This is a genomic window from Pseudooceanicola sp. HF7 (assembly GCF_011806405.1).
GTDB lineage: Bacteria > Pseudomonadota > Alphaproteobacteria > Rhodobacterales > Rhodobacteraceae > Pseudooceanicola.
This window is the reverse complement of record NZ_JAATOW010000003.1, coordinates 273,412-290,598: the sequence shown is the minus strand read 5'-3', so window position 1 is coordinate 290,598 and position 17,187 is coordinate 273,412. Positions and strand designations below refer to the sequence as shown.

The following is a 17,187-nucleotide window of genomic DNA, read 5'->3' as shown; positions in this document are numbered from 1 at the left end:
CCCCTGACCGCGGGGGATCCCAGGCAGGCCGCCGGGCCCGGGGCCAGGACCCCCGGGGGCGTCCGCCCCTAGGACGGCGCCCCCCACCCCGCCTTCCCCCTGGACAACCGCCACAAGCTCGAGATTTCCGTTTCCGACAACGGCCCGGGCATGAACGAAACCGTGCGCCGCCATGCCACGGATCCCTTCTTCACCACCAAGGACGATGGCGGCGGCTCCGGCCTGGGGCTGTCGATCGTGGCCAGCTTCGTGCATCGCGCCTCTGGCGACATGTCGATCTATTCGGAGCCCGGACAGGGCACCACCGTGCGCCTGCGCCTGCCCCGCGTGACGGCAGAAGGGCAGCATCAGCCGAACTCGAACGAGGCCGTCCCCCATGGCGCGGGTCAGCGGATCCTGCTGGTAGAGGACCAGGTGGATCTGCGCGAACCGCTGGCCGCCATTCTGCACCAGATCGGCTATACCGTCGAAGACGTGGAAACCGGGGCAGAGGCGATCGACCTGCTGGAAGGCGGCGCGGCGTTCGACCTGGTGCTGAGCGATATCGTCATGCCCGGCGGGATCTCCGGGGTGGAGCTGGTGCGCGCGCTCTGCACGCGCTTCCCCGATCTGCCGGTGATCCTGATGACGGGCCACGCCAATATCAGCACCGAAGAGCTGCGCCAGCTGGACGTGCCGGTCCTGCAGAAGCCGGCCCCCGTGTCAGAGCTTGCCCAGGCCATCGCGGATGCGCTTGGAAAAGAGGGCGACGCGGACGCCGTTTCCACCTCCTGACCTGACACGGCAATCGCCGGCGCGTACAGCCCCCTGCCCTGCGTTATCTACCGTTGACGCCCGCTTGCAGCATCAGCCCCAAGGGCCCGCCCCTTCCACCTGGCGCCCCCGCGCCACTGGCGCGGGCCGGGATGCGCAGCAGCCCGACGGGCGCGTGGGGCTCGATGCCCTGCGCGCCCGTTCCCGGTCTGTCGTGAGAGGTGGTTCCGGGAGCCGGGCGCGCCGTCCCCAAGCGGGTCAGCGACCCTTGTGGCGCGCTCCGGCTCCCGGAAATCGGGCAGGTTCGGCGGGGCGGGGGGTCACGCCGCGCCGGTCCGCCAGGATGGCCGCGCGATTGCGGCATCGGCGGCGGGCGTTCGGGGGCGCGAAATTGCGCCGCGCCCGATGGCCCGCCGGACCTGCTGTCCTGTGGAACGGTCTCCCGCCCGCCTCGACCTCCGGTGAAATCTGCCCGATATCCGAAGGGAGGCGCAGGGCGGGCGAAGTTGCCTTCGCCCGCCCGTTCATCGCGGCGCATCATGCGCGCCGCGATATCTCTGGTTTGCTTGCTCTCAGTCGCCCAGGACGACCACGTCCAGTGGCGGGAAGCCGTTGAAGCCGATCGAGGCATAGGTCGAGGTATAGGCCCCGCAGCTGCGGATGATGAACTTGTCACCCGAGCGCAGGCCCAGCGGCAGGTCGACCGGGCGCTTTTCGTAAAGCACGTCGGCGCTGTCGCAGGACGGACCTGCCAGGATGCAGGGGCCGTGACCTTCGTGCTCGCGCTCGGTCAGGAACTGGTAGCGGATCGCCTCGTCCATGGTTTCGGCCAGGCCGGAGAACTTGCCGATATCCAGGTAGACCCAGCGGTGCAGGTCGCTGTCGGACTTGCGCGACACCAGCAGCACCTCTGCGGCGATGGCGCCAGCTTCGGCCACCAGGCCGCGGCCCGGCTCTGCCATGATGTCGGGGACATCGCCGAAACGCTCTGCGATCAGCTCCATCACGCGGGCGGCATAGGGGGTCGGGCCCTGGACGGCTTCACCGTAATAGGCCGGGAAACCACCGCCGATGTTGAGCAGGCGCAGCTCGTGGCCGGCCGCGATGGCGGCGTGCCAGACGGCGGCCACCTGGTCCAGCGTGGTGGTCCACATCTCTGCGCGCTTGGTCTGCGACCCGACGTGGAAGGACAGGCCCACGGGCGCCAGGCCCAGGGAAACGGCATAATCCATCAGGCGGATCGCGCCTTCGCGGGCCACGCCGAACTTGCGCGACAGGGGCCAGTCGGCCTCGGAAGCGTCGACGATCAGGCGAATGTAGACCTCTGCGCCGGGGGCGTGCTCGGCGATCTTCTCCAGCTCTTCTTCCGCGTCGGCGGCAAAGAGGGTGACACCGGCGTTCCAGGCGAAGGCAATGTCGCGCGGTTTCTTGACGGTATTGCCGAAGGAGATGTGATCGGGATGCGCGCCCAGGGACAGGCAGAGCTCGATCTCGGCGCGGGAGGCCGCGTCGAAGCCAGAGCCCATGGAGACCAGGCGCTCGATGATCTCGCGCTGCGGGTTGGCTTTCACGGCATAGTGGATGCGCGCACGGCCCAGGCCCGCTTTCAGGGCGTGGAACTGCTCTGCCACGCGATCGATATCCAGAACCAGCGTCGGCCGGTCGAATTCGTTCTGGCGGATAAAGGCTTCAACCCGGCTCTCTTCGCGCACGGATTTGCGGGCCGCGAAATCGGCTACGTATGCGTTCATTGGTCATCTCCAATAGACCCGGCCATATATGACCGCTCAGTTCCAAGGGAGACGTTACCGTCGCTACGTAACCGCAGGGGATTTGTAACCCCTCTCGCCAGAGGCGCGTGCGTTGGCGTCTTGAGCCGGCATATCGTTCAAGTCGGGGATTCGATCAAGGGGTGAATTTGCATTGTAAGCGAAAATTTTCCTGCAACTTTCGCCTGTGGTTTTTAGGGCTCACGCTGCGTCAGCTTTTCCGACGCAGATCTTCGGCGGCGCCCCGTCTTCGGACAGGTACTCTGCACCGCAATGGGTACAATGAAGGTAGGTCTTTCCGTCACGATTCAAGGCCCGGTTCATCCGCCAGCGGCAATCCCGCGTGCCCGGAGAGTACATCTTCCAGGCGATGTAGAAGAACAGGGCGATGATGATCGGGGCCAGTAGGACCATGGGTTTCTCCTGCCAGTGGCACATGGAGCGAAGGGCAGCCGGGACAAGACCCCGACGCGGCCCCCGCCTAGCACCGGGCGCGGCGCGGCACCAGAGCAGACCGGGCCGCTTTCAGGGCGTGGTCCCTGCCGGGGGCGAAACCGCCCCCTTCAAACGCAAACCGCGCAGCCGAGGGACTGCGCGGATGGCGACATCGGGATGGGTCTGCGGTCAGGCCGCATAGGGGACATATTCCGGTGCCGGCTTGGCAGTGTCCTTCTGGGCAGAGGGGACTTCTGCGCTGTAGTAGGACAGTTGCTCTTCAAGGACGCGCAGCGCGTCGGCGGCTTTGGATTTCTCGGTATTCATGACTTTGGGCCTTCGGCGTTTCGATCGGCTCCTCCCTCTCGGGTGCTATCTAGGGCATCGGGGGCGAAAAGAGGCGCGTAAAGGCATCAAGACCGCTATGCTGCATGTGCAAAGGTCGCCTGCTGCATCTTGTGCAGGGCATGGGCTTGCGGCTAAGAGCGGCGATCACGTATCCAACCGGGAGGATCCCATGGACTACAGCAAGCAAGGCGGGCTGAAGGTCGGCAAGAACGCCCCGCGCTTCAAGGGCGACAGGTCGCAGGAAAAAGACAAGCAGCCGGGCGGGCGGTCCTCGAAAGAGGAACTGCTGGCACGGATGAAAGCCGCGGCAGAGGCCAAGAAGGCCGAGTGACGCCGTCGCGCCGGCCTCTCGGGCCCGGCGCACAGGACCGGCCCCGGCACCCGCCGGAGGGCCGGCCCCACCTGATCGGCCCCTGCCCGGCCTGCGGGCAATCCCGCGCCCCTCGCGCAGGGTTTTGCCGCACCGGTCCGCTTTCAGGCCCCCGTTCCAGGCCCCCTGGCCGCAGCGCCTTCGGACCGGGTTGACAGAACGCCCCCCACACCCCGTTAAAGTTGCATGACAGCCGCGCCGATGGTGGCCGCAATGCCCAGCGCGTGATAGCTGCCGCTACGACACCTGAGTCGACAGCCTCGGAAAGGGGTGAAGATGAATTCTCTGACACAACACGGCGCGGCCCTTCAGGCTGACCTGAGCCAGCGCTATGGAATCAGCCAGGACGCCGTGCGCTGCCTGATGGATGCGGTCAGCCGCGGGGGCGGCAACCAGGCGCAGTTCAGCCATCCTGAGCTGGGCGGCATGGGGCAATGGTCCTCTGGCGGGATGACCATGGTTGGCGACATGTTCAACAACGGGCTGAAAGCCATGGTTGCGAACCTCTGCGGCGAGATCTCCAACGGCTACTTCCAAGGGGCCTTCTACCCCCCGGCCCCGCAGCAGACCGGCGGCACTTACCAGGGCCAACAGCAGGGCGGGCCGTCGATGTCCTTCGGCAATGGCTTTGGCGGCGGCACCTGGTGGCCGGCAGAGCTGGGCTCTCCCTCCTCCTCCGGGTCCCAGAACAACCTCAGCTACGCGATCTTCCCCAACATGCGCCGCCTTGCGGTGAACCTGAACGGGCAGGTCACGATCTACGACACCGGCGATCACATCATCGGCGGCGTCGGCCAGCAGCAATCGGGCGGCGCGGACTGGACCTTTACCAGCCAGTTCGGCACCGTCTACGTCAGCCAGCTGCCCGTGGTCAGCGGCACGGGCCAGCAGCCGATGCAGCAACAGCCCGGGGCCCCCGAACCGGAGCAACCGGCCCCGCAACAGACCGCGCCCTCTGCCAATTCGGACCAGATCTTTGCGGCGCTGGAAAAGCTGGGTTCCCTTCGCGACATGGGCATCCTGTCGGACGAGGAATTCAGCGCCAAGAAGGCCGAGCTTCTGGCGCGGCTCTGACCGCTCCCCTGCCCCAGAAACAAAAAACCCGGCCAACTGGCCGGGTTTTTCATGTTCAGTGTCGATCTGCGATCAGACGCGCCGTTCCACCATCATCTGCTTGATGTGCGAAATGGCTGCGGCCGGGTTCAGGCCCTTGGGGCAGGTCTTCGCGCAGTTCATGATCGTGTGGCAGCGGTACAGCTTGAAGGGATCCTCCAGCTGGTCCAGGCGCTCGCCGGTGGCTTCATCGCGGCTGTCGATGATCCAGCGGTAGGCGTGCAGCAGCGCGGCCGGGCCCAGGTAGCGATCGCCGTTCCACCAGTAGCTGGGGCAGGAGGTCGAGCAGGATGCGCACATGACGCATTCGTAAAGACCATCCAGCTTCTTGCGATCCTCGATCGACTGCTTCCACTCTTTCGCGGGGCGGTTCGTCTTGGTCTCAAGCCAGGGCATGATGCTGGCGTGCTGCGCGTAGAAGTGCGTCAGGTCCGGGATCAGGTCGCGCACCACCGGCATGTGCGGCAGCGGGTAGATCGACACGTCGCCCTTGATCTCATCCAGCCCGTAGATGCAGGCCAGCGTGTTGATCCCGTCGATGTTCATCGCGCAGGAGCCGCAGATCCCCTCCCGGCAGGAGCGCCGGAAGGTCAGCGTGGGGTCGATCTCGTTCTTGATCTTGATCAGCGCGTCCAGGACCATCGGACCGCATTTGTCCATGTCCAGGAAGTAGGTGTCGACCGTCGGGTTGGAATCGTCGTCCGGCGACCAGCGATAGATCTTGAACTTGCGGATGTTGGTCGCGCCCGCGGGCTTCGGCCAGGTCTTGCCCGTCTTGATCCGGGAGTTCTTGGGGAGTGTAAGTTGTACCATATGGCGTCCTCCTTAGAACGTCCGCGCCTTGGGCGCGATTTTCTTGAGCGCAATGCCGCCCTCGTCTTCGGTCGTCAGCGGGTCCGTGACCACGGGGCGGTAGCTCAGTTCCACCTTCGGGCCGTCGACGCGGCTGATCGTGTGCACGCGCCATTTCTCGTCATCCCGATCCGGGAAGTCCTCATGCGCATGGGCGCCGCGGCTTTCGTGGCGCGCTTCCGCACCGACGATGGTTGCCATGGCATTGGGCATCAGGTTGGCCAGTTCCAGCGTCTCCATCAGGTCGGAGTTCCAGACCAGGCTGCGATCGGTAACGCCGACATCGGGCAGCTTGGCCGCGATGGCTTCCATCTTCTCCACGCCTTCCTTGAGCGTCTCGGAGGCCCGGAAGACCGCCGCGTCGCTCTGCATGGTGCGCTGCATTTCCAGCCGCAGTTCTGCGGTGGGGATGGAGCCCTTGGCGTTGCGGTAGAAGTCGAAGCGATCGAAGGCCTTGTCGATGGAGACCGTGTTCAGCGCCGGGGGCGGCGTTTCGGGATCCACCACCTTGCCGGCGCGGATCGCGGCGGCGCGGCCGAAGACGACGAGGTCGATCAGCGAGTTGGAGCCAAGGCGGTTCGCCCCGTGCACGGAGGCACAGCCGGCTTCGCCCACGGCCATCAGGCCGGGCACGACGGCGTTGGGATCCTCGGCCGTCGGGTTCAGCACTTCGCCCCAGTAGTTGGTGGGGATACCGCCCATGTTGTAGTGCACGGTCGGCAGAACCGGGATCGGCTCTTTCGTGACATCCACGCCGGCGAAGATCTTGGCCGATTCAGAGATGCCCGGCAGGCGTTCGGCCAGGGCTTCCGCGGGAAGGTGGCTGAGGTTCAGGAAGATGTGGTCCTTGTGCTCGCCCACGCCACGGCCTTCGCGGATCTCCATGGTCATGGAGCGCGAAACGTAGTCGCGCGGGGCAAGGTCCTTGTACTGGGGCGCATAGCGCTCCATGAACCGTTCGCCTTCGGAGTTGGTCAGGTAACCGCCCTCGCCGCGCGCGCCCTCGGTGATCAGGCAGCCGGAGCCGTAGATGCCGGTGGGGTGGAACTGGACGAATTCCATGTCCTGCAGTGCCAGGCCCGCACGGGCCACCATGCCGCCACCGTCGCCGGTGCAGGTATGGGCAGAGGTGGCGCTGAAGAAGGCGCGCCCGTAGCCGCCGGTGGCCAGAACGACCATCTTGGCGTTGAAGACATGCATCGTGCCGTCATCAAGCTTCCAGCACACGACGCCGGTGCAGACACCGTCATCGGACATGATCAGGTCGATGGCGAAATATTCGATGTAGAACTCGGCGTTGTTCTTCAGCGACTGACCATAGAGCGTGTGCAGGATGGCGTGGCCGGTCCGGTCGGCGGCGGCACAGGTCCGCTGCACGGCGGGGCCTTCGCCGAATTCGGTGGTGTGCCCGCCGAAGGGCCGCTGGTAGATCTTGCCCTCTTCGGTGCGCGAGAAGGGCACGCCGTAGTGCTCCAGCTCGTAGACGGCCTTGGGGGCGGAGCGCGCCAGGTATTCCATCGCGTCCGTGTCGCCCAGCCAGTCCGACCCCTTCACGGTGTCGTACATGTGCCATTGCCAGTTGTCCGGGCCCATGTTGGACAGGGACGCGGCGATACCGCCCTGGGCGGCAACCGTGTGCGACCGGGTCGGGAAGACCTTGGTCACGCAGGCCGTGCGCAGGCCCTGTTCGGCCATGCCGAGCGTGGCGCGCAGACCCGCGCCACCGGCACCGACAACGACCACGTCATAATCATGCGTTTCGTATTCGTAAGCAGCCATGGGAACCTCGGGTCTTAAAGGGCGATGCGAACCAGCGCGAAGACGCTGACCGCGGCGATGGCGTAGGAGAGGCAGGTGATGAAGATCACCAGCAGGCGACCCACCAGGCCGTGCACGTAATCCTCAAGCGCCATCTGGCAGCCATTCTTGAAGTGCATCATGCCGACAACCATGGTCAGTGCTGCGATCACTGCCGGTGTCGGACGGGAATAATAGGCGACGATCTCTTCATAGGTACCGCCAAGGACGGGACCGAAGGTGAAGACGAAGAGCGGCACCAGGACGATCAGGGCAATGGAAGAGACCTGCATGAACCAATGGTGTTCGGTCCCGGTCTTGGAAGCCCCCATGCCTACGGCGCGCTTGCGGTCGGTCAGGTAACGCATGTTCCGGGCCTCCTCAGACGAAGATGATGGTGATGAAGGACAGGATGGCGGTGCCGATGATGATCGCCCAGCCCAGCTTGTCTGCGCTCTCGACATCCAGGCAATAGCCATTGTCCCACAGAAGGTGCCGCACGCCGGCCAGGGCGTGGTACCACAGCCCGATCATCGACAGCAGCAGGATGATATCGCCAACCCAGGACGTGATCACGAAATTCGCGACATCGAAGTAGTCGGGTCCTGCCGCGGCGGCAAGAAGCCACCAGGCGATCAGGAAAGCTTCAACCACCAGCGCGTTCCCCGTGATCCGGGTCAGGATCGATGTGACGGAGTTGAGCTGGAACCTGTAGTACTTCCCAAGCATGAAGGGAGAGAGTGGGCGGCTGCCCCGGTTCACATCGGCCATGACATGTCCTTTCGGTTTGCCTTGGCCATGTTCTACCAAAGTTTTGCCCGGTGTCATCTGCCCACAGCGCCGCAGTGGCCATTTTCTGCCCCTGAATAGGGCGCATTTGTCATATGCGTGATCACAAGCCCAAATTGCGTGATCACAAATACGGACGCAGGCAATTCCGACTGATTTTCTTGGTTATTTTTCTTGATTCTGCGTGCATTTCGCCTGCCGCCGTCAGCGCGGACCGCAAGCGAGCGGTTTTTCAGGCAGGCTGTGCGGCGACCAACTTGCACCGCATCGCGCCGCCCCGCGCCGCGCCGCCTTGGGGTGCGAAGCCCTTCATCCCGCCGGATAAAACGGCCCTCAAGGGGACTCGGTTCATCCCGCCCTGCCCCGGCTTCAGATCGGCATCAGCGCCCAGATATCCAGATCAAGCAGCACCTCCGGCAGGTACTTCCCGTCCTCACCCTTCAGCGCAAAGGGGGCCCCGCCGCTGGTCGCCACCAGGCGCAGGCGGATCGCGCCAACGCCGGGGGCAGCGGTTTCCGCCTTGTCCAGCACCTCGGACCAGGCCTTGATCGTGGTGCCGGCGAAACAGGGGTTGGCATGGGCGCCGCCGTTCAGCCCCACGATCATCTGCGCATTGGCCAGCCCGTTGAAGCTAAGCGCACGCGCCATGGAGATCACGTGACCGCCATAGATCAGGCGGCGGCCGTCCTCTCGCAGGGTGGCATCGAAATGGACCTTGGCGGTGTTCTGCCAAAGCCGCGTGGCCAGCATGTGTTCGGCCTCTTCCACGGTGACGCCATCGACGTGGTCGATGGTCTCTCCCACCGCGTAATCGCCCCAGCGATGCGGCTCTCCTGCCAGGGTGAAATCATAACCGGTGAAATCCAGCCCCCTCGGGATCACCAGGTCACCAGGGGCGATCACCGGTGCCAGCTTGGGCACCGTCGTCTCCGGTGCCGGTGCCTCCGGGTTGGCCTTGCGCACCATGACCCAGCGCACGTAGCTCATCACGGCCTCGCCATGCTGGTTGTGCCCGGTGGTGCGCACCCAGACCACACCGGTCTTCCCGTTGGAGTTCTGTTTCAGCCCGATGACCTCTGACGTGGCGGTCAGCGTATCACCGGGCCAGACCGACTTAAGCCAGCGCCCCTCTGCATAGCCAAGGTTCGCCACGGCATTCAGAGAGACATCCGGCACGGTCTTGCCGAAAACCACGTGGAAGGCGGCAAGATCGTCGATCGGCGCAGCGTTCAGGCCGCAGCTCCGGGCGAATTCATCCGAGGACTGCAGCGCATGGCGCGCGGGATAGAGCGCGTGGTAAAGCGCCCTTTCGCCGCCGCTGATGGTGCGCGGCACCGCATGGGCGATGGTCTCGCCCAGGCGGTAATCCTCGAAGAAACGTCCCGGATTGGTTTTCATCAGTACTCGCCCAGTTTCATGTCAGGTGAATAGGTGCCCTCTGCCACCTCCTTCACCACGGCCTGGCCGCAGCGCATGGTGCCGTTGGCCGCGTCGAAGGCATAGCTGGGGCTGCCGTGCAGCTCCCAACCATTGTTCAGCGCCTTGGTGACCTTGTGGCAAAAGGCAGAGGTGTCGTCTTCGGAGAGAAATCGGTAAAGCTTCATGGCGGTCCTCGTCAGAAAATCGGAAGGGGCTGTGGGCCCACCCATCCGTGTATCAGGACGATGACCACGAAGGCCACGATGGTGATCAGCAGCAAGCGCAGATCCCCCGCCAGCGATCCGCCCTGCCAGGGGGTATAGCCGGGGTTGTTGCGGTTGGTGACAATCCAGCCCGCCAGCGCCCACAGGATCATGCCGCCGAACAGCACGACAGAGGCCAGGTCGCCGCGCACCAGCAGGTGGCCGACGCCCCAGAGGATCACGCCGGTGAACATCGGATGGCGGATCTTGCCGCGCAGGTGCGACTTGGAATGCCCCAGGCCCATGGCCGCGACCGCAAGCACCAGCAGCAGGTAGGTGGCGTGGCGTGCCTCGTAGACCGGGGTGTAAAGCGGCACGAATTCGGCTGTCTTGTAGCCGATGACCATCAGCACGATGGCCAGCAGCACAGAGAGCGCCACCAGCGGCTTGGCCTTCTTCTCTCCCACCCGGGCGCGCAGCGCGGGGGAATATTCCTTCATCAGGTGCGGCCAGGTCCAGAGGATCAGGCCGAGGATGATCAGTGCCATGTCGGTGCCTTTCGCATATGTGAATCAATTTCACATTGCGCCTTTCAGCTGCGCGCGGCAATGGCCTCTGCCCGGGCCAGGGTCTTTTTCGCGATTTCGACGTGCAGGTTCTCGACGATCTTGCCGTCGACCACCGCGACCCCCTGCCCCGTGGCTTCGGTTTCTTCAAAGGCGGCGATCTGGCGGCGGGCCAGCGCCACCTCTTCCTCTGCCGGGGCAAAGACCGCGTTGGCGATGTCGATCTGGGTCGGGTGGATCAGCGTCTTGCCGTCAAAGCCCAGGTCGCGGCCCTGTTCGCATTCCGCGCGCAACCCTTCTTCGTCCTTGAACTGGTTGTAGACCCCATCGGCGGCGATCACCCCATGGGCGCGCGCGGCCAGCAGCATGGTCTGCAGCGCCATCTGCATGGGCAGGCGATCCGGGCGGTTGCGGCAACCCAACTCTTTCGCCAGGTCATTGGTGCCGGCGACAAAGCCTACCAGCCGCGGATGGGCGGCGATTTCCAGCGCGTTGAAGATCGCCAGCGGCGTTTCCATCATCGCCCAGATCGGCAGATCCGTCAGCTGGGCCAGCGCCTCGATATCGGCGGCGTTGTCGACCTTGGGCAGCAGCAGCGCCTCTGCGGCACTGTCGTTCATCGCTGCCACGTCATCGCGGCCCCACTCCGTGTCCAGCCCGTTGATCCGAACGATCCGCGCACGGTTGCCATAGCCGCCCTCAGCCAGGGCCGCCGTCAGAACCTCGCGCGCTTCGCCCTTGGCATCGGGGGATACCGCGTCTTCCAAATCGAACAGGATCGCATCCACGTCCAGCCCCCGCGCCTTTTCCAGGGCCCGCGGCTTGGAGCCGGGAATATAAAGCAGCGAACGGTAGGGGCGGAACTGGGCATCCATGGGTCACGATCCATCAGGTAATTTTCTTGCGCATTGATGGCATTCCCGGACGGATTAATACAAGGCAAAATTGCGCGGCCGCAGAAAGTTTTCGCTGCGCGCGCAAAGCCGGCGCCAAGAATGGCAGCGGCAAAAAGCAGCAGAACAGCGGCAAAATAGACCCAATCCTAGAGATCGCCCTGCCCGTTAACCATTTCTCAGAATCTGCGGCGCAGCCTGACCGCAAGACAGGGAATGCACAGAGATCCGGGCAGGCTGTCGCACAGGGTGCGAAGCCAAGGCAGTCAGCCCATGCTGAATCACCGCTTCGTTCTCAGGCGGCTTGCTCACTGGCCGCGCCCCGGCGCGCCGCAGCTTGAAGGGACAGACCATGACCCCGAATGCCCTCCTTCGCCCCGCCCTGCTGGCGCTGGCGCTTCTTTCCGGCACCACCGCCCTTGCGCGGGACCGCGCCTGCGCCCCGCGCGACGTGGTCCTGAACCGGCTTGCCGCCTCTTACGGGGAGACCCGGCAATCCATCGGCCTGGGCGCCAACAACCAGGTGATGGAGGTCTTCGCCTCCAAGGAAAGCGGCAGCTGGACGATCACCGTGACCTCTGCCGCCGGCATCACCTGCCTCATCGCCTCCGGTCAAAGCTTCGAGACGCTGGCAGAGGCCCTGCCGAACATGGACCAGGACGCCTGACAGCGCGCCAGACGCGGCCCGAACGGCGCTAATTGCGCGCCCGTCCCGCCGCCTGCTTCCTACCCCATTCAGCCGCCCGTGCCGCGCCGCAGAATCGCGCAGCGCCCGCAGGCAGGCGATGATCCCACCCCATGTGGGCGCTAACACTGCCTGATTTAGACGCCGCGCCATGTGCCGCAGGCCTGCGGCCAGCCCCCTGCCGGTGTGCAGGAAAGAGGCGCAAACACCTGACAGACATGGCCATTCTCTGGACCGCCCTCCGCGCATGCAGGCGGGCACCCCCGCAGGACCCTTGCGCATTCTTTGCAAAAGACCTACGCCTGCCACGACGTTTTCTAACCGGAACCGGAGACATATTCATGGCCAGACCCAAGATTGCTTTGATCGGCGCGGGCCAGATCGGCGGAACCCTCGCCCATCTCGCCGCCCTGAAGGAACTCGGGGACGTCGTCCTTTTCGACATCGCTGAAGGCATTCCCGAGGGCAAGGCGCTCGACATCGCGGAATCCGGCCCGTCCGAGGGCTTCGACGCGACGCTGAAGGGCACCCAGTCCTACGCCGACATCGCAGGCGCCGACGTCTGCATCGTGACCGCCGGTGTGCCGCGCAAGCCGGGCATGTCCCGTGACGACCTGCTGGGCATCAACCTGAAGGTCATGAAGGCCGTGGGCGAAGGCATCCGCGACAACGCGCCGGACGCTTTCGTGATCTGCATCACCAACCCGCTGGACGCGATGGTCTGGGCCCTGCAGAAGTTCTCGGGCCTGCCCGCGAACAAGGTCTGCGGCATGGCCGGCGTGCTGGACTCCGCACGCTTCCGTCACTTCCTGGCGACCGAATTCGAAGTCTCCATGAAGGACGTGACCGCCTTCGTGCTGGGCGGCCACGGCGACACCATGGTGCCCTCGCAGCGTTACTCCACCGTCGCAGGCATCCCCCTGCCCGACCTGGTGGAAATGGGCTGGACCACGCAGGAGAAACTGGATGCCATCATCCAGCGCACCCGTGACGGCGGCGCAGAGATCGTCGGCCTGCTGAAGACCGGCTCCGCCTTCTACGCGCCCGCCACCTCCGCCATCGAGATGGCAGAGAGCTACCTGAAGGACCAGAAGCGCGTCCTGCCCTGTGCCGCAGCCTGCAACGGCGAATTCGGCCTCAAGGACATGTACGTGGGCGTCCCCACCGTGATCGGCGCCGGCGGCATCGAGAAAATCGTGAACATCAAGCTCAACAAGGAAGAGCAAGTGATGTTCGACAAGTCGGTCGACGCGGTGAAGGGCCTCGTGGAAGCCTGCAAGGGCATCGACGCCTCCCTCGCCTGATCCCCGACCGGGACACAGAACATGGAAAGGGCCGGAGCATCGCTCCGGCCTTTTTCGTTTCCGCCCCGCCAAGGCACCCCGTCCCCTGAGTCGCGGCGCCTCGCATCGCCCAGGCGCGCGCCCCGAGGCCGGCCAGCCAGCGAATACAGGCGTTTCCGCCCCATCCCCCTGCGCGAAGACATGCCAGCCTGACATTTGGCGAATTTCCCTCACCCGCCACCAACTGCCTTGTCAGAGGTCAGGAGTCGCTGTGCGCGTGCAGCATGTGATCACACGAAATCCGCGTGTGATCACAAACATGGGAAAATCGGCAAAATTTGTCCCATCGCCGCAGAAAGCTGTTCATTGCTTAAGAAACCTGTGCCAAACCCGAAGGCAATCGTAGCAACGAGGGATGGATTCATGAATATCCATGAGTATCAGGCGAAGGCAATTCTTCGCGAGTACGGCGCCCCGGTCTCTGACGGTCGTCCGGTCACCAAGGCCGACGAAGCCAAGACCGCCGCCGGTGAGCTGGATGGCCCGCTCTGGGTCGTGAAGGCACAGATCCACGCAGGTGGACGCGGCAAGGGCACCTTCAAGGAAGCCTCCGCAGGCGAAAAGGGCGGTGTCCGCCTTGCCAAGTCGGTTGAAGAAGCCGCCGAGGAAGCCAAGAAGATGCTTGGCAAGACCCTCGTGACCCACCAGACCGGCCCCGCCGGCAAGCAGGTCAACCGCATCTACATCGAAGCCGGTTCCGACATCTCGACAGAGCTTTACCTGGCCCTGCTCGTGGATCGTCAGACCTCTTCGGTTTCCGTCGTCTGCTCCACCGAGGGCGGCATGGACATCGAGGAAGTCGCGGCATCGACCCCCGAGAAGATCATCACCTTCTCCATCGACCCGGCCACCGGCTACGCGCCCTTCCACGGCCGCAAGGTCGCCTTCGCGCTCGGCCTCGAAGGCCCGGCGGTGAAGCAATGCGTCAAGCTGATCGGCGATCTCTACCGTGCCTTCACCGAGAAGGACATGGAGATGCTTGAGATCAACCCGCTGATCGTCATGCCCGACGGCAACCTCAAGGTGCTGGATGCGAAGCTCAGCTTCGACGGCAACGCGATGTACCGTCATTCCGACGTCGCCGCCCTGCGCGACGAAACGGAAGAGGATTCCAAGGAACTGGAAGCCTCCAAGTACGACCTGAACTACATCGCGCTCGACGGTGAAATCGGCTGCATGGTGAACGGCGCAGGCCTGGCCATGGCAACGATGGACATCATCAAGCTCTACGGTGCAGAGCCGGCGAACTTCCTCGACGTTGGTGGCGGCGCCACCAAGGAGAAAGTGACCGAAGCCTTCAAGATCATCACCTCGGACCCCAACGTGAAGGGCATCCTGGTGAACATCTTCGGTGGCATCATGCGCTGTGACGTGATTGCCGAAGGCGTGATCGCCGCGGTGAAGGAAGTTGGCCTGCAGGTTCCGCTCGTCGTCCGCCTGGAAGGCACCAATGTCGAGAAGGGCAAGGAGATCATCGCGACCTCCGGCCTGAACGTCATTGCCGCCGATGACCTCAGCGACGGCGCCGAGAAGATCGTCAAGGCGGTCAAGGGCTAAGCGAGTGAGCGGTTTGGAAAGCAAGGTCATCCCGACCAGAAGCATCGGCAAGCAGCCCGTCATCTTCGGGCTGGTCGTCTGTGTCTTCGCGGGCCTGTTCGCCTTTGGCGTGATCGGGCTGCGCGGGCGCGGCGGCGACGAAGCCGCGCTGATCGTCGGGCTGGTCTTCATGGCCATCGGCCTGCTTCCCATCCTCTGGGGCCTGCGCCTCATGTCGATCAAGCCGAAGGGGCTTCACCTGACGCCCTCCGGCTTCCTTGATCGTCAGCTCTTCCGGAACGAGATCCCCTGGACGGCCCTCACGGCCGTCCGTTCGGGCAAGGCCGTCGACGGCAGGAACAAGGCCGTCTGGCTGGAAATCCCGCCCCAGGCCCAGGCCGCGGCACGGGTCACCGTGATCGGGAAACTTCTCTCGGCGCGGCCCGGCCAGGGCATCTCCTATTCCGGCAAGCTGGTTCCAGCGCCGCTCAAGGACTTCGCGGACGAAGTCCACGCCTATGCCAATGCCGCCTTGAGACAAGGCCGCCAGTAAATCACGCGAGCCGCGGTGCGCGCGGCTCATCGTTCACGCGGGACCTGCCCGCGATATCAGCAAGGAGAACGCCGCCAATGGCCGTACTCGTAGATGAAAACACCAAGGTGATCTGCCAGGGCTTCACCGGCTCGCAAGGTACCTTCCACTCTGAACAGGCCATCGCCTATGGCACCAAGATGGTCGGCGGCGTGACCCCCGGCAAGGGCGGCACCGAGCACCTCGGCCTGCCCGTCTTTGACGGTGTCGCCGAAGCGATCGACCGCACCGGCGCCAATGCCTCCGTGATCTACGTGCCGCCGCCCTTCGCGGCCGACTCGATCCTGGAAGCCATCGACGCCGAGCTCGAGCTGATCGTCTGCATCACCGAGGGCATCCCCGTCCTCGACATGATGAAGGTGAAAGCGGCGCTGAAGAACTCCAAGTCGCGCCTGATCGGCCCGAACTGCCCGGGTGTCATCACCCCCGGCGCCTGCAAGATCGGCATCATGCCCGGTCACATCCACAAGCGCGGCTCCGTCGGTGTCGTGTCCCGTTCGGGCACGCTGACCTACGAAGCGGTGAAGCAGACCACGGATGCCGGCCTTGGCCAGTCCTCCGCAGTCGGCATCGGCGGCGACCCCATCAAGGGCACCGAGCACCTGGAAGTGCTCGAGATGTTCCTTAAGGATCCGGAAACCGAATCCATCATCATGATTGGTGAGATCGGTGGCTCCGCGGAAGAAGAAGCCGCGCAGTTCCTGGCCGACGAGAAGAAGAAGGGCCGCTGGAAGCCCACCGCCGGTTTCATCGCCGGGCGCACGGCCCCTCCGGGCCGCCGCATGGGCCACGCAGGCGCAATCGTCGCCGGTGGCAAGGGCGGTGCCGAAGACAAGATCGAAGCGATGAAATCCGCTGGCATCGTTGTCGCCGACAGCCCCGCGGGCCTTGGCGAAGCCGTGCTGAAAGCCATCGCGGGTTGATCCTGCGCTCTCATGACCGGCCGGCTACGGCCGGTCGCCCGCCCGAGCGCCTTTCCGGCACCTCTGCCGCAGGCCTCATAACCCAGATTGATGGCCCCTCCCCTCGCAGCGGAGACCCGGCCCCAGGAGTTGCGAGACATGAGTTTTGGTGACGCGATCAAGACCTGTTTCCGGAAATACGTGACCTTCTCTGGCCGCGCGCGTCGGCCTGAGTACTGGTATTTCATGCTTTTCCTCTTCCTGGCCTCGATCGTGCTGGGCATTGCAGATTCCATGCTTTTCGGACGCGGCGGGCTTGAGGCCCGGTCGATCTCCGGCGCGGGTGGGTTTGCCGGCGGGGTCTCCTACGGGGATGGCCCGCTTTCCAGCATCTTCAACCTTGTGATCCTGCTGCCCACCCTGGCCGTCGGCTGGCGGCGCATGCATGACAGCGGTCGCCCCGGTTACCTTCTTCTGTTCCCGATGCTGCTCTCGCTGGTCCTGCCCCTGGCTGTGATCCTGCTGGTCGGCTTCGACGCGATCTTCACCCAGGACCCCGGCATGCTGATGACCGGCTTTGGCGGCCTGCTGTCCGGCCTGAGCGGCCTGGGCCTGATGATCGGCCTCTTCGTCTTCCTGCTGTCGCCGCTGCTGGTCCTGTGGTGGCTGACCCGGCCCACCCAGCCGCATCCCAATGCATGGGGGGTTGTCCCCACATGATCCCGGCCCACATGACCCATTCCGACCTGAAACACGACCGCAGACATCCGCCACCCGACTTTCTGTGCGATGACCGACATCGCAGACCCCAACGCCCCGCTC

At 64.6% G+C, this 17,187-nt stretch carries 20 protein-coding genes; 9 read left to right on the top strand and 11 right to left on the bottom strand.

The genetic code is table 11. The annotated features are described in order from the left end of the window. The first annotated feature begins 99 nt into the window (after nucleotides 1-99). Nucleotides 100-774: a response regulator gene (locus tag HCZ97_RS02875; RefSeq protein WP_303048687.1), complete on the top strand. Its 675-nt coding sequence runs from the start codon at nucleotides 100-102 to the stop codon at nucleotides 772-774. Nucleotides 775-1,325: 551 nt separating this feature from the next. Here HCZ97_RS02875 and HCZ97_RS02870 read toward each other — a convergent pair. From HCZ97_RS02870 to HCZ97_RS02860, 3 genes are all read right to left on the bottom strand, one after another. Then, a complete protein-coding gene (locus tag HCZ97_RS02870; protein WP_167687155.1) occupies nucleotides 1,326-2,504 on the bottom strand; it encodes a type III PLP-dependent enzyme in 1,179 nt (392 codons plus the stop codon). A gap of 219 nt (nucleotides 2,505-2,723) precedes the next feature. Then, nucleotides 2,724-2,936 (bottom strand): hypothetical protein, encoded by a 213-nt coding sequence (locus HCZ97_RS02865; RefSeq protein WP_167687154.1) that lies wholly within the window; start codon nucleotides 2,934-2,936, stop codon nucleotides 2,724-2,726. Nucleotides 2,937-3,146: 210 nt separating this feature from the next. Beyond that, nucleotides 3,147-3,284: a hypothetical protein gene (locus HCZ97_RS02860; protein WP_167687153.1), complete on the bottom strand. Its 138-nt coding sequence runs from the start codon at nucleotides 3,282-3,284 to the stop codon at nucleotides 3,147-3,149. A gap of 190 nt (nucleotides 3,285-3,474) precedes the next feature. Here HCZ97_RS02860 and HCZ97_RS02855 point away from each other — a divergent pair, with 190 nt between their 5' ends. Both HCZ97_RS02855 and HCZ97_RS02850 read left to right on the top strand, forming a co-directional pair. Then, the gene (locus HCZ97_RS02855) at nucleotides 3,475-3,636 is read left to right on the top strand and encodes a hypothetical protein (RefSeq protein ID WP_167687152.1); all 162 of its coding nucleotides are present in this window, start codon (nucleotides 3,475-3,477) and stop codon (nucleotides 3,634-3,636) included. A 315-nt stretch (nucleotides 3,637-3,951) separates the two neighbouring features. Further along, nucleotides 3,952-4,749: an SHOCT domain-containing protein gene (locus tag HCZ97_RS02850; protein WP_167687151.1), complete on the top strand. Its 798-nt coding sequence runs from the start codon at nucleotides 3,952-3,954 to the stop codon at nucleotides 4,747-4,749. Between the two features lie 72 nt (nucleotides 4,750-4,821). On the opposite strand, the gene HCZ97_RS02845 is transcribed toward HCZ97_RS02850, so the two are convergent. The 8 genes from HCZ97_RS02845 to HCZ97_RS02810 all read right to left on the bottom strand — a co-directional run bounded on the left by HCZ97_RS02845 (nucleotide 4,822) and on the right by HCZ97_RS02810 (nucleotide 11,289). Next, on the bottom strand, nucleotides 4,822-5,601 hold the full coding sequence (locus HCZ97_RS02845; protein ID WP_167687150.1) for a succinate dehydrogenase iron-sulfur subunit: 780 nt from the start codon (nucleotides 5,599-5,601) through the stop codon (nucleotides 4,822-4,824). 12 nt (nucleotides 5,602-5,613) lie between these two features. Then, the gene (gene sdhA / locus HCZ97_RS02840) at nucleotides 5,614-7,419 is read right to left on the bottom strand and encodes a succinate dehydrogenase flavoprotein subunit (RefSeq protein ID WP_167687149.1); all 1,806 of its coding nucleotides are present in this window, start codon (nucleotides 7,417-7,419) and stop codon (nucleotides 5,614-5,616) included. A gap of 14 nt (nucleotides 7,420-7,433) precedes the next feature. Then, on the bottom strand, nucleotides 7,434-7,805 hold the full coding sequence (gene sdhD / locus HCZ97_RS02835; protein ID WP_167687148.1) for a succinate dehydrogenase, hydrophobic membrane anchor protein: 372 nt from the start codon (nucleotides 7,803-7,805) through the stop codon (nucleotides 7,434-7,436). 13 nt (nucleotides 7,806-7,818) lie between these two features. Beyond that, nucleotides 7,819-8,208: a succinate dehydrogenase, cytochrome b556 subunit gene (gene sdhC, locus HCZ97_RS02830; protein WP_167687147.1), complete on the bottom strand. Its 390-nt coding sequence runs from the start codon at nucleotides 8,206-8,208 to the stop codon at nucleotides 7,819-7,821. Between the two features lie 387 nt (nucleotides 8,209-8,595). Next, a complete protein-coding gene (locus tag HCZ97_RS02825; protein WP_167687170.1) occupies nucleotides 8,596-9,627 on the bottom strand; it encodes a MaoC family dehydratase in 1,032 nt (343 codons plus the stop codon). Further along, on the bottom strand, nucleotides 9,624-9,830 hold the full coding sequence (locus HCZ97_RS02820; RefSeq protein WP_167687146.1) for a DUF1737 domain-containing protein: 207 nt from the start codon (nucleotides 9,828-9,830) through the stop codon (nucleotides 9,624-9,626). Before HCZ97_RS02820 ends, HCZ97_RS02825 begins: the two co-directional genes overlap by 4 nt. An 11-nt stretch (nucleotides 9,831-9,841) precedes the next feature. After that, entirely contained in the window at nucleotides 9,842-10,396 is a 555-nt protein-coding gene (locus HCZ97_RS02815; protein ID WP_167687145.1) for an NnrU family protein, read from the bottom strand. Nucleotides 10,397-10,440: 44 nt separating this feature from the next. Beyond that, on the bottom strand, nucleotides 10,441-11,289 hold the full coding sequence (locus tag HCZ97_RS02810; RefSeq protein WP_167687144.1) for a CoA ester lyase: 849 nt from the start codon (nucleotides 11,287-11,289) through the stop codon (nucleotides 10,441-10,443). Nucleotides 11,290-11,659: 370 nt separating this feature from the next. Here HCZ97_RS02810 and HCZ97_RS02805 point away from each other — a divergent pair, with 370 nt between their 5' ends. The 6 genes from HCZ97_RS02805 (at nucleotide 11,660) to HCZ97_RS02780 (ending at nucleotide 17,085) form a co-directional block, all read left to right on the top strand. Next, nucleotides 11,660-11,974: a hypothetical protein gene (locus HCZ97_RS02805; protein ID WP_167687143.1), complete on the top strand. Its 315-nt coding sequence runs from the start codon at nucleotides 11,660-11,662 to the stop codon at nucleotides 11,972-11,974. Nucleotides 11,975-12,333: 359 nt separating this feature from the next. Next, nucleotides 12,334-13,296, top strand: coding sequence for a malate dehydrogenase (gene mdh / locus HCZ97_RS02800; RefSeq protein WP_167687142.1), 963 nt, complete (start codon nucleotides 12,334-12,336; stop codon nucleotides 13,294-13,296). 402 nt (nucleotides 13,297-13,698) lie between these two features. Further along, nucleotides 13,699-14,892, top strand: a complete 1,194-nt coding sequence (gene sucC / locus HCZ97_RS02795) for an ADP-forming succinate--CoA ligase subunit beta (protein WP_167687141.1) — start codon at nucleotides 13,699-13,701, stop codon at nucleotides 14,890-14,892. A gap of 4 nt (nucleotides 14,893-14,896) precedes the next feature. Continuing rightward, on the top strand, nucleotides 14,897-15,424 hold the full coding sequence (locus HCZ97_RS02790; protein ID WP_167687140.1) for a hypothetical protein: 528 nt from the start codon (nucleotides 14,897-14,899) through the stop codon (nucleotides 15,422-15,424). Between the two features lie 77 nt (nucleotides 15,425-15,501). After that, the gene (gene sucD / locus HCZ97_RS02785; RefSeq protein ID WP_167687139.1) at nucleotides 15,502-16,386 is read left to right on the top strand and encodes a succinate--CoA ligase subunit alpha; all 885 of its coding nucleotides are present in this window, start codon (nucleotides 15,502-15,504) and stop codon (nucleotides 16,384-16,386) included. Between the two features lie 138 nt (nucleotides 16,387-16,524). Further along, nucleotides 16,525-17,085 (top strand): DUF805 domain-containing protein, encoded by a 561-nt coding sequence (locus HCZ97_RS02780; RefSeq protein WP_167687138.1) that lies wholly within the window; start codon nucleotides 16,525-16,527, stop codon nucleotides 17,083-17,085. The last annotated feature ends 102 nt before the right edge of the window (nucleotides 17,086-17,187 follow it).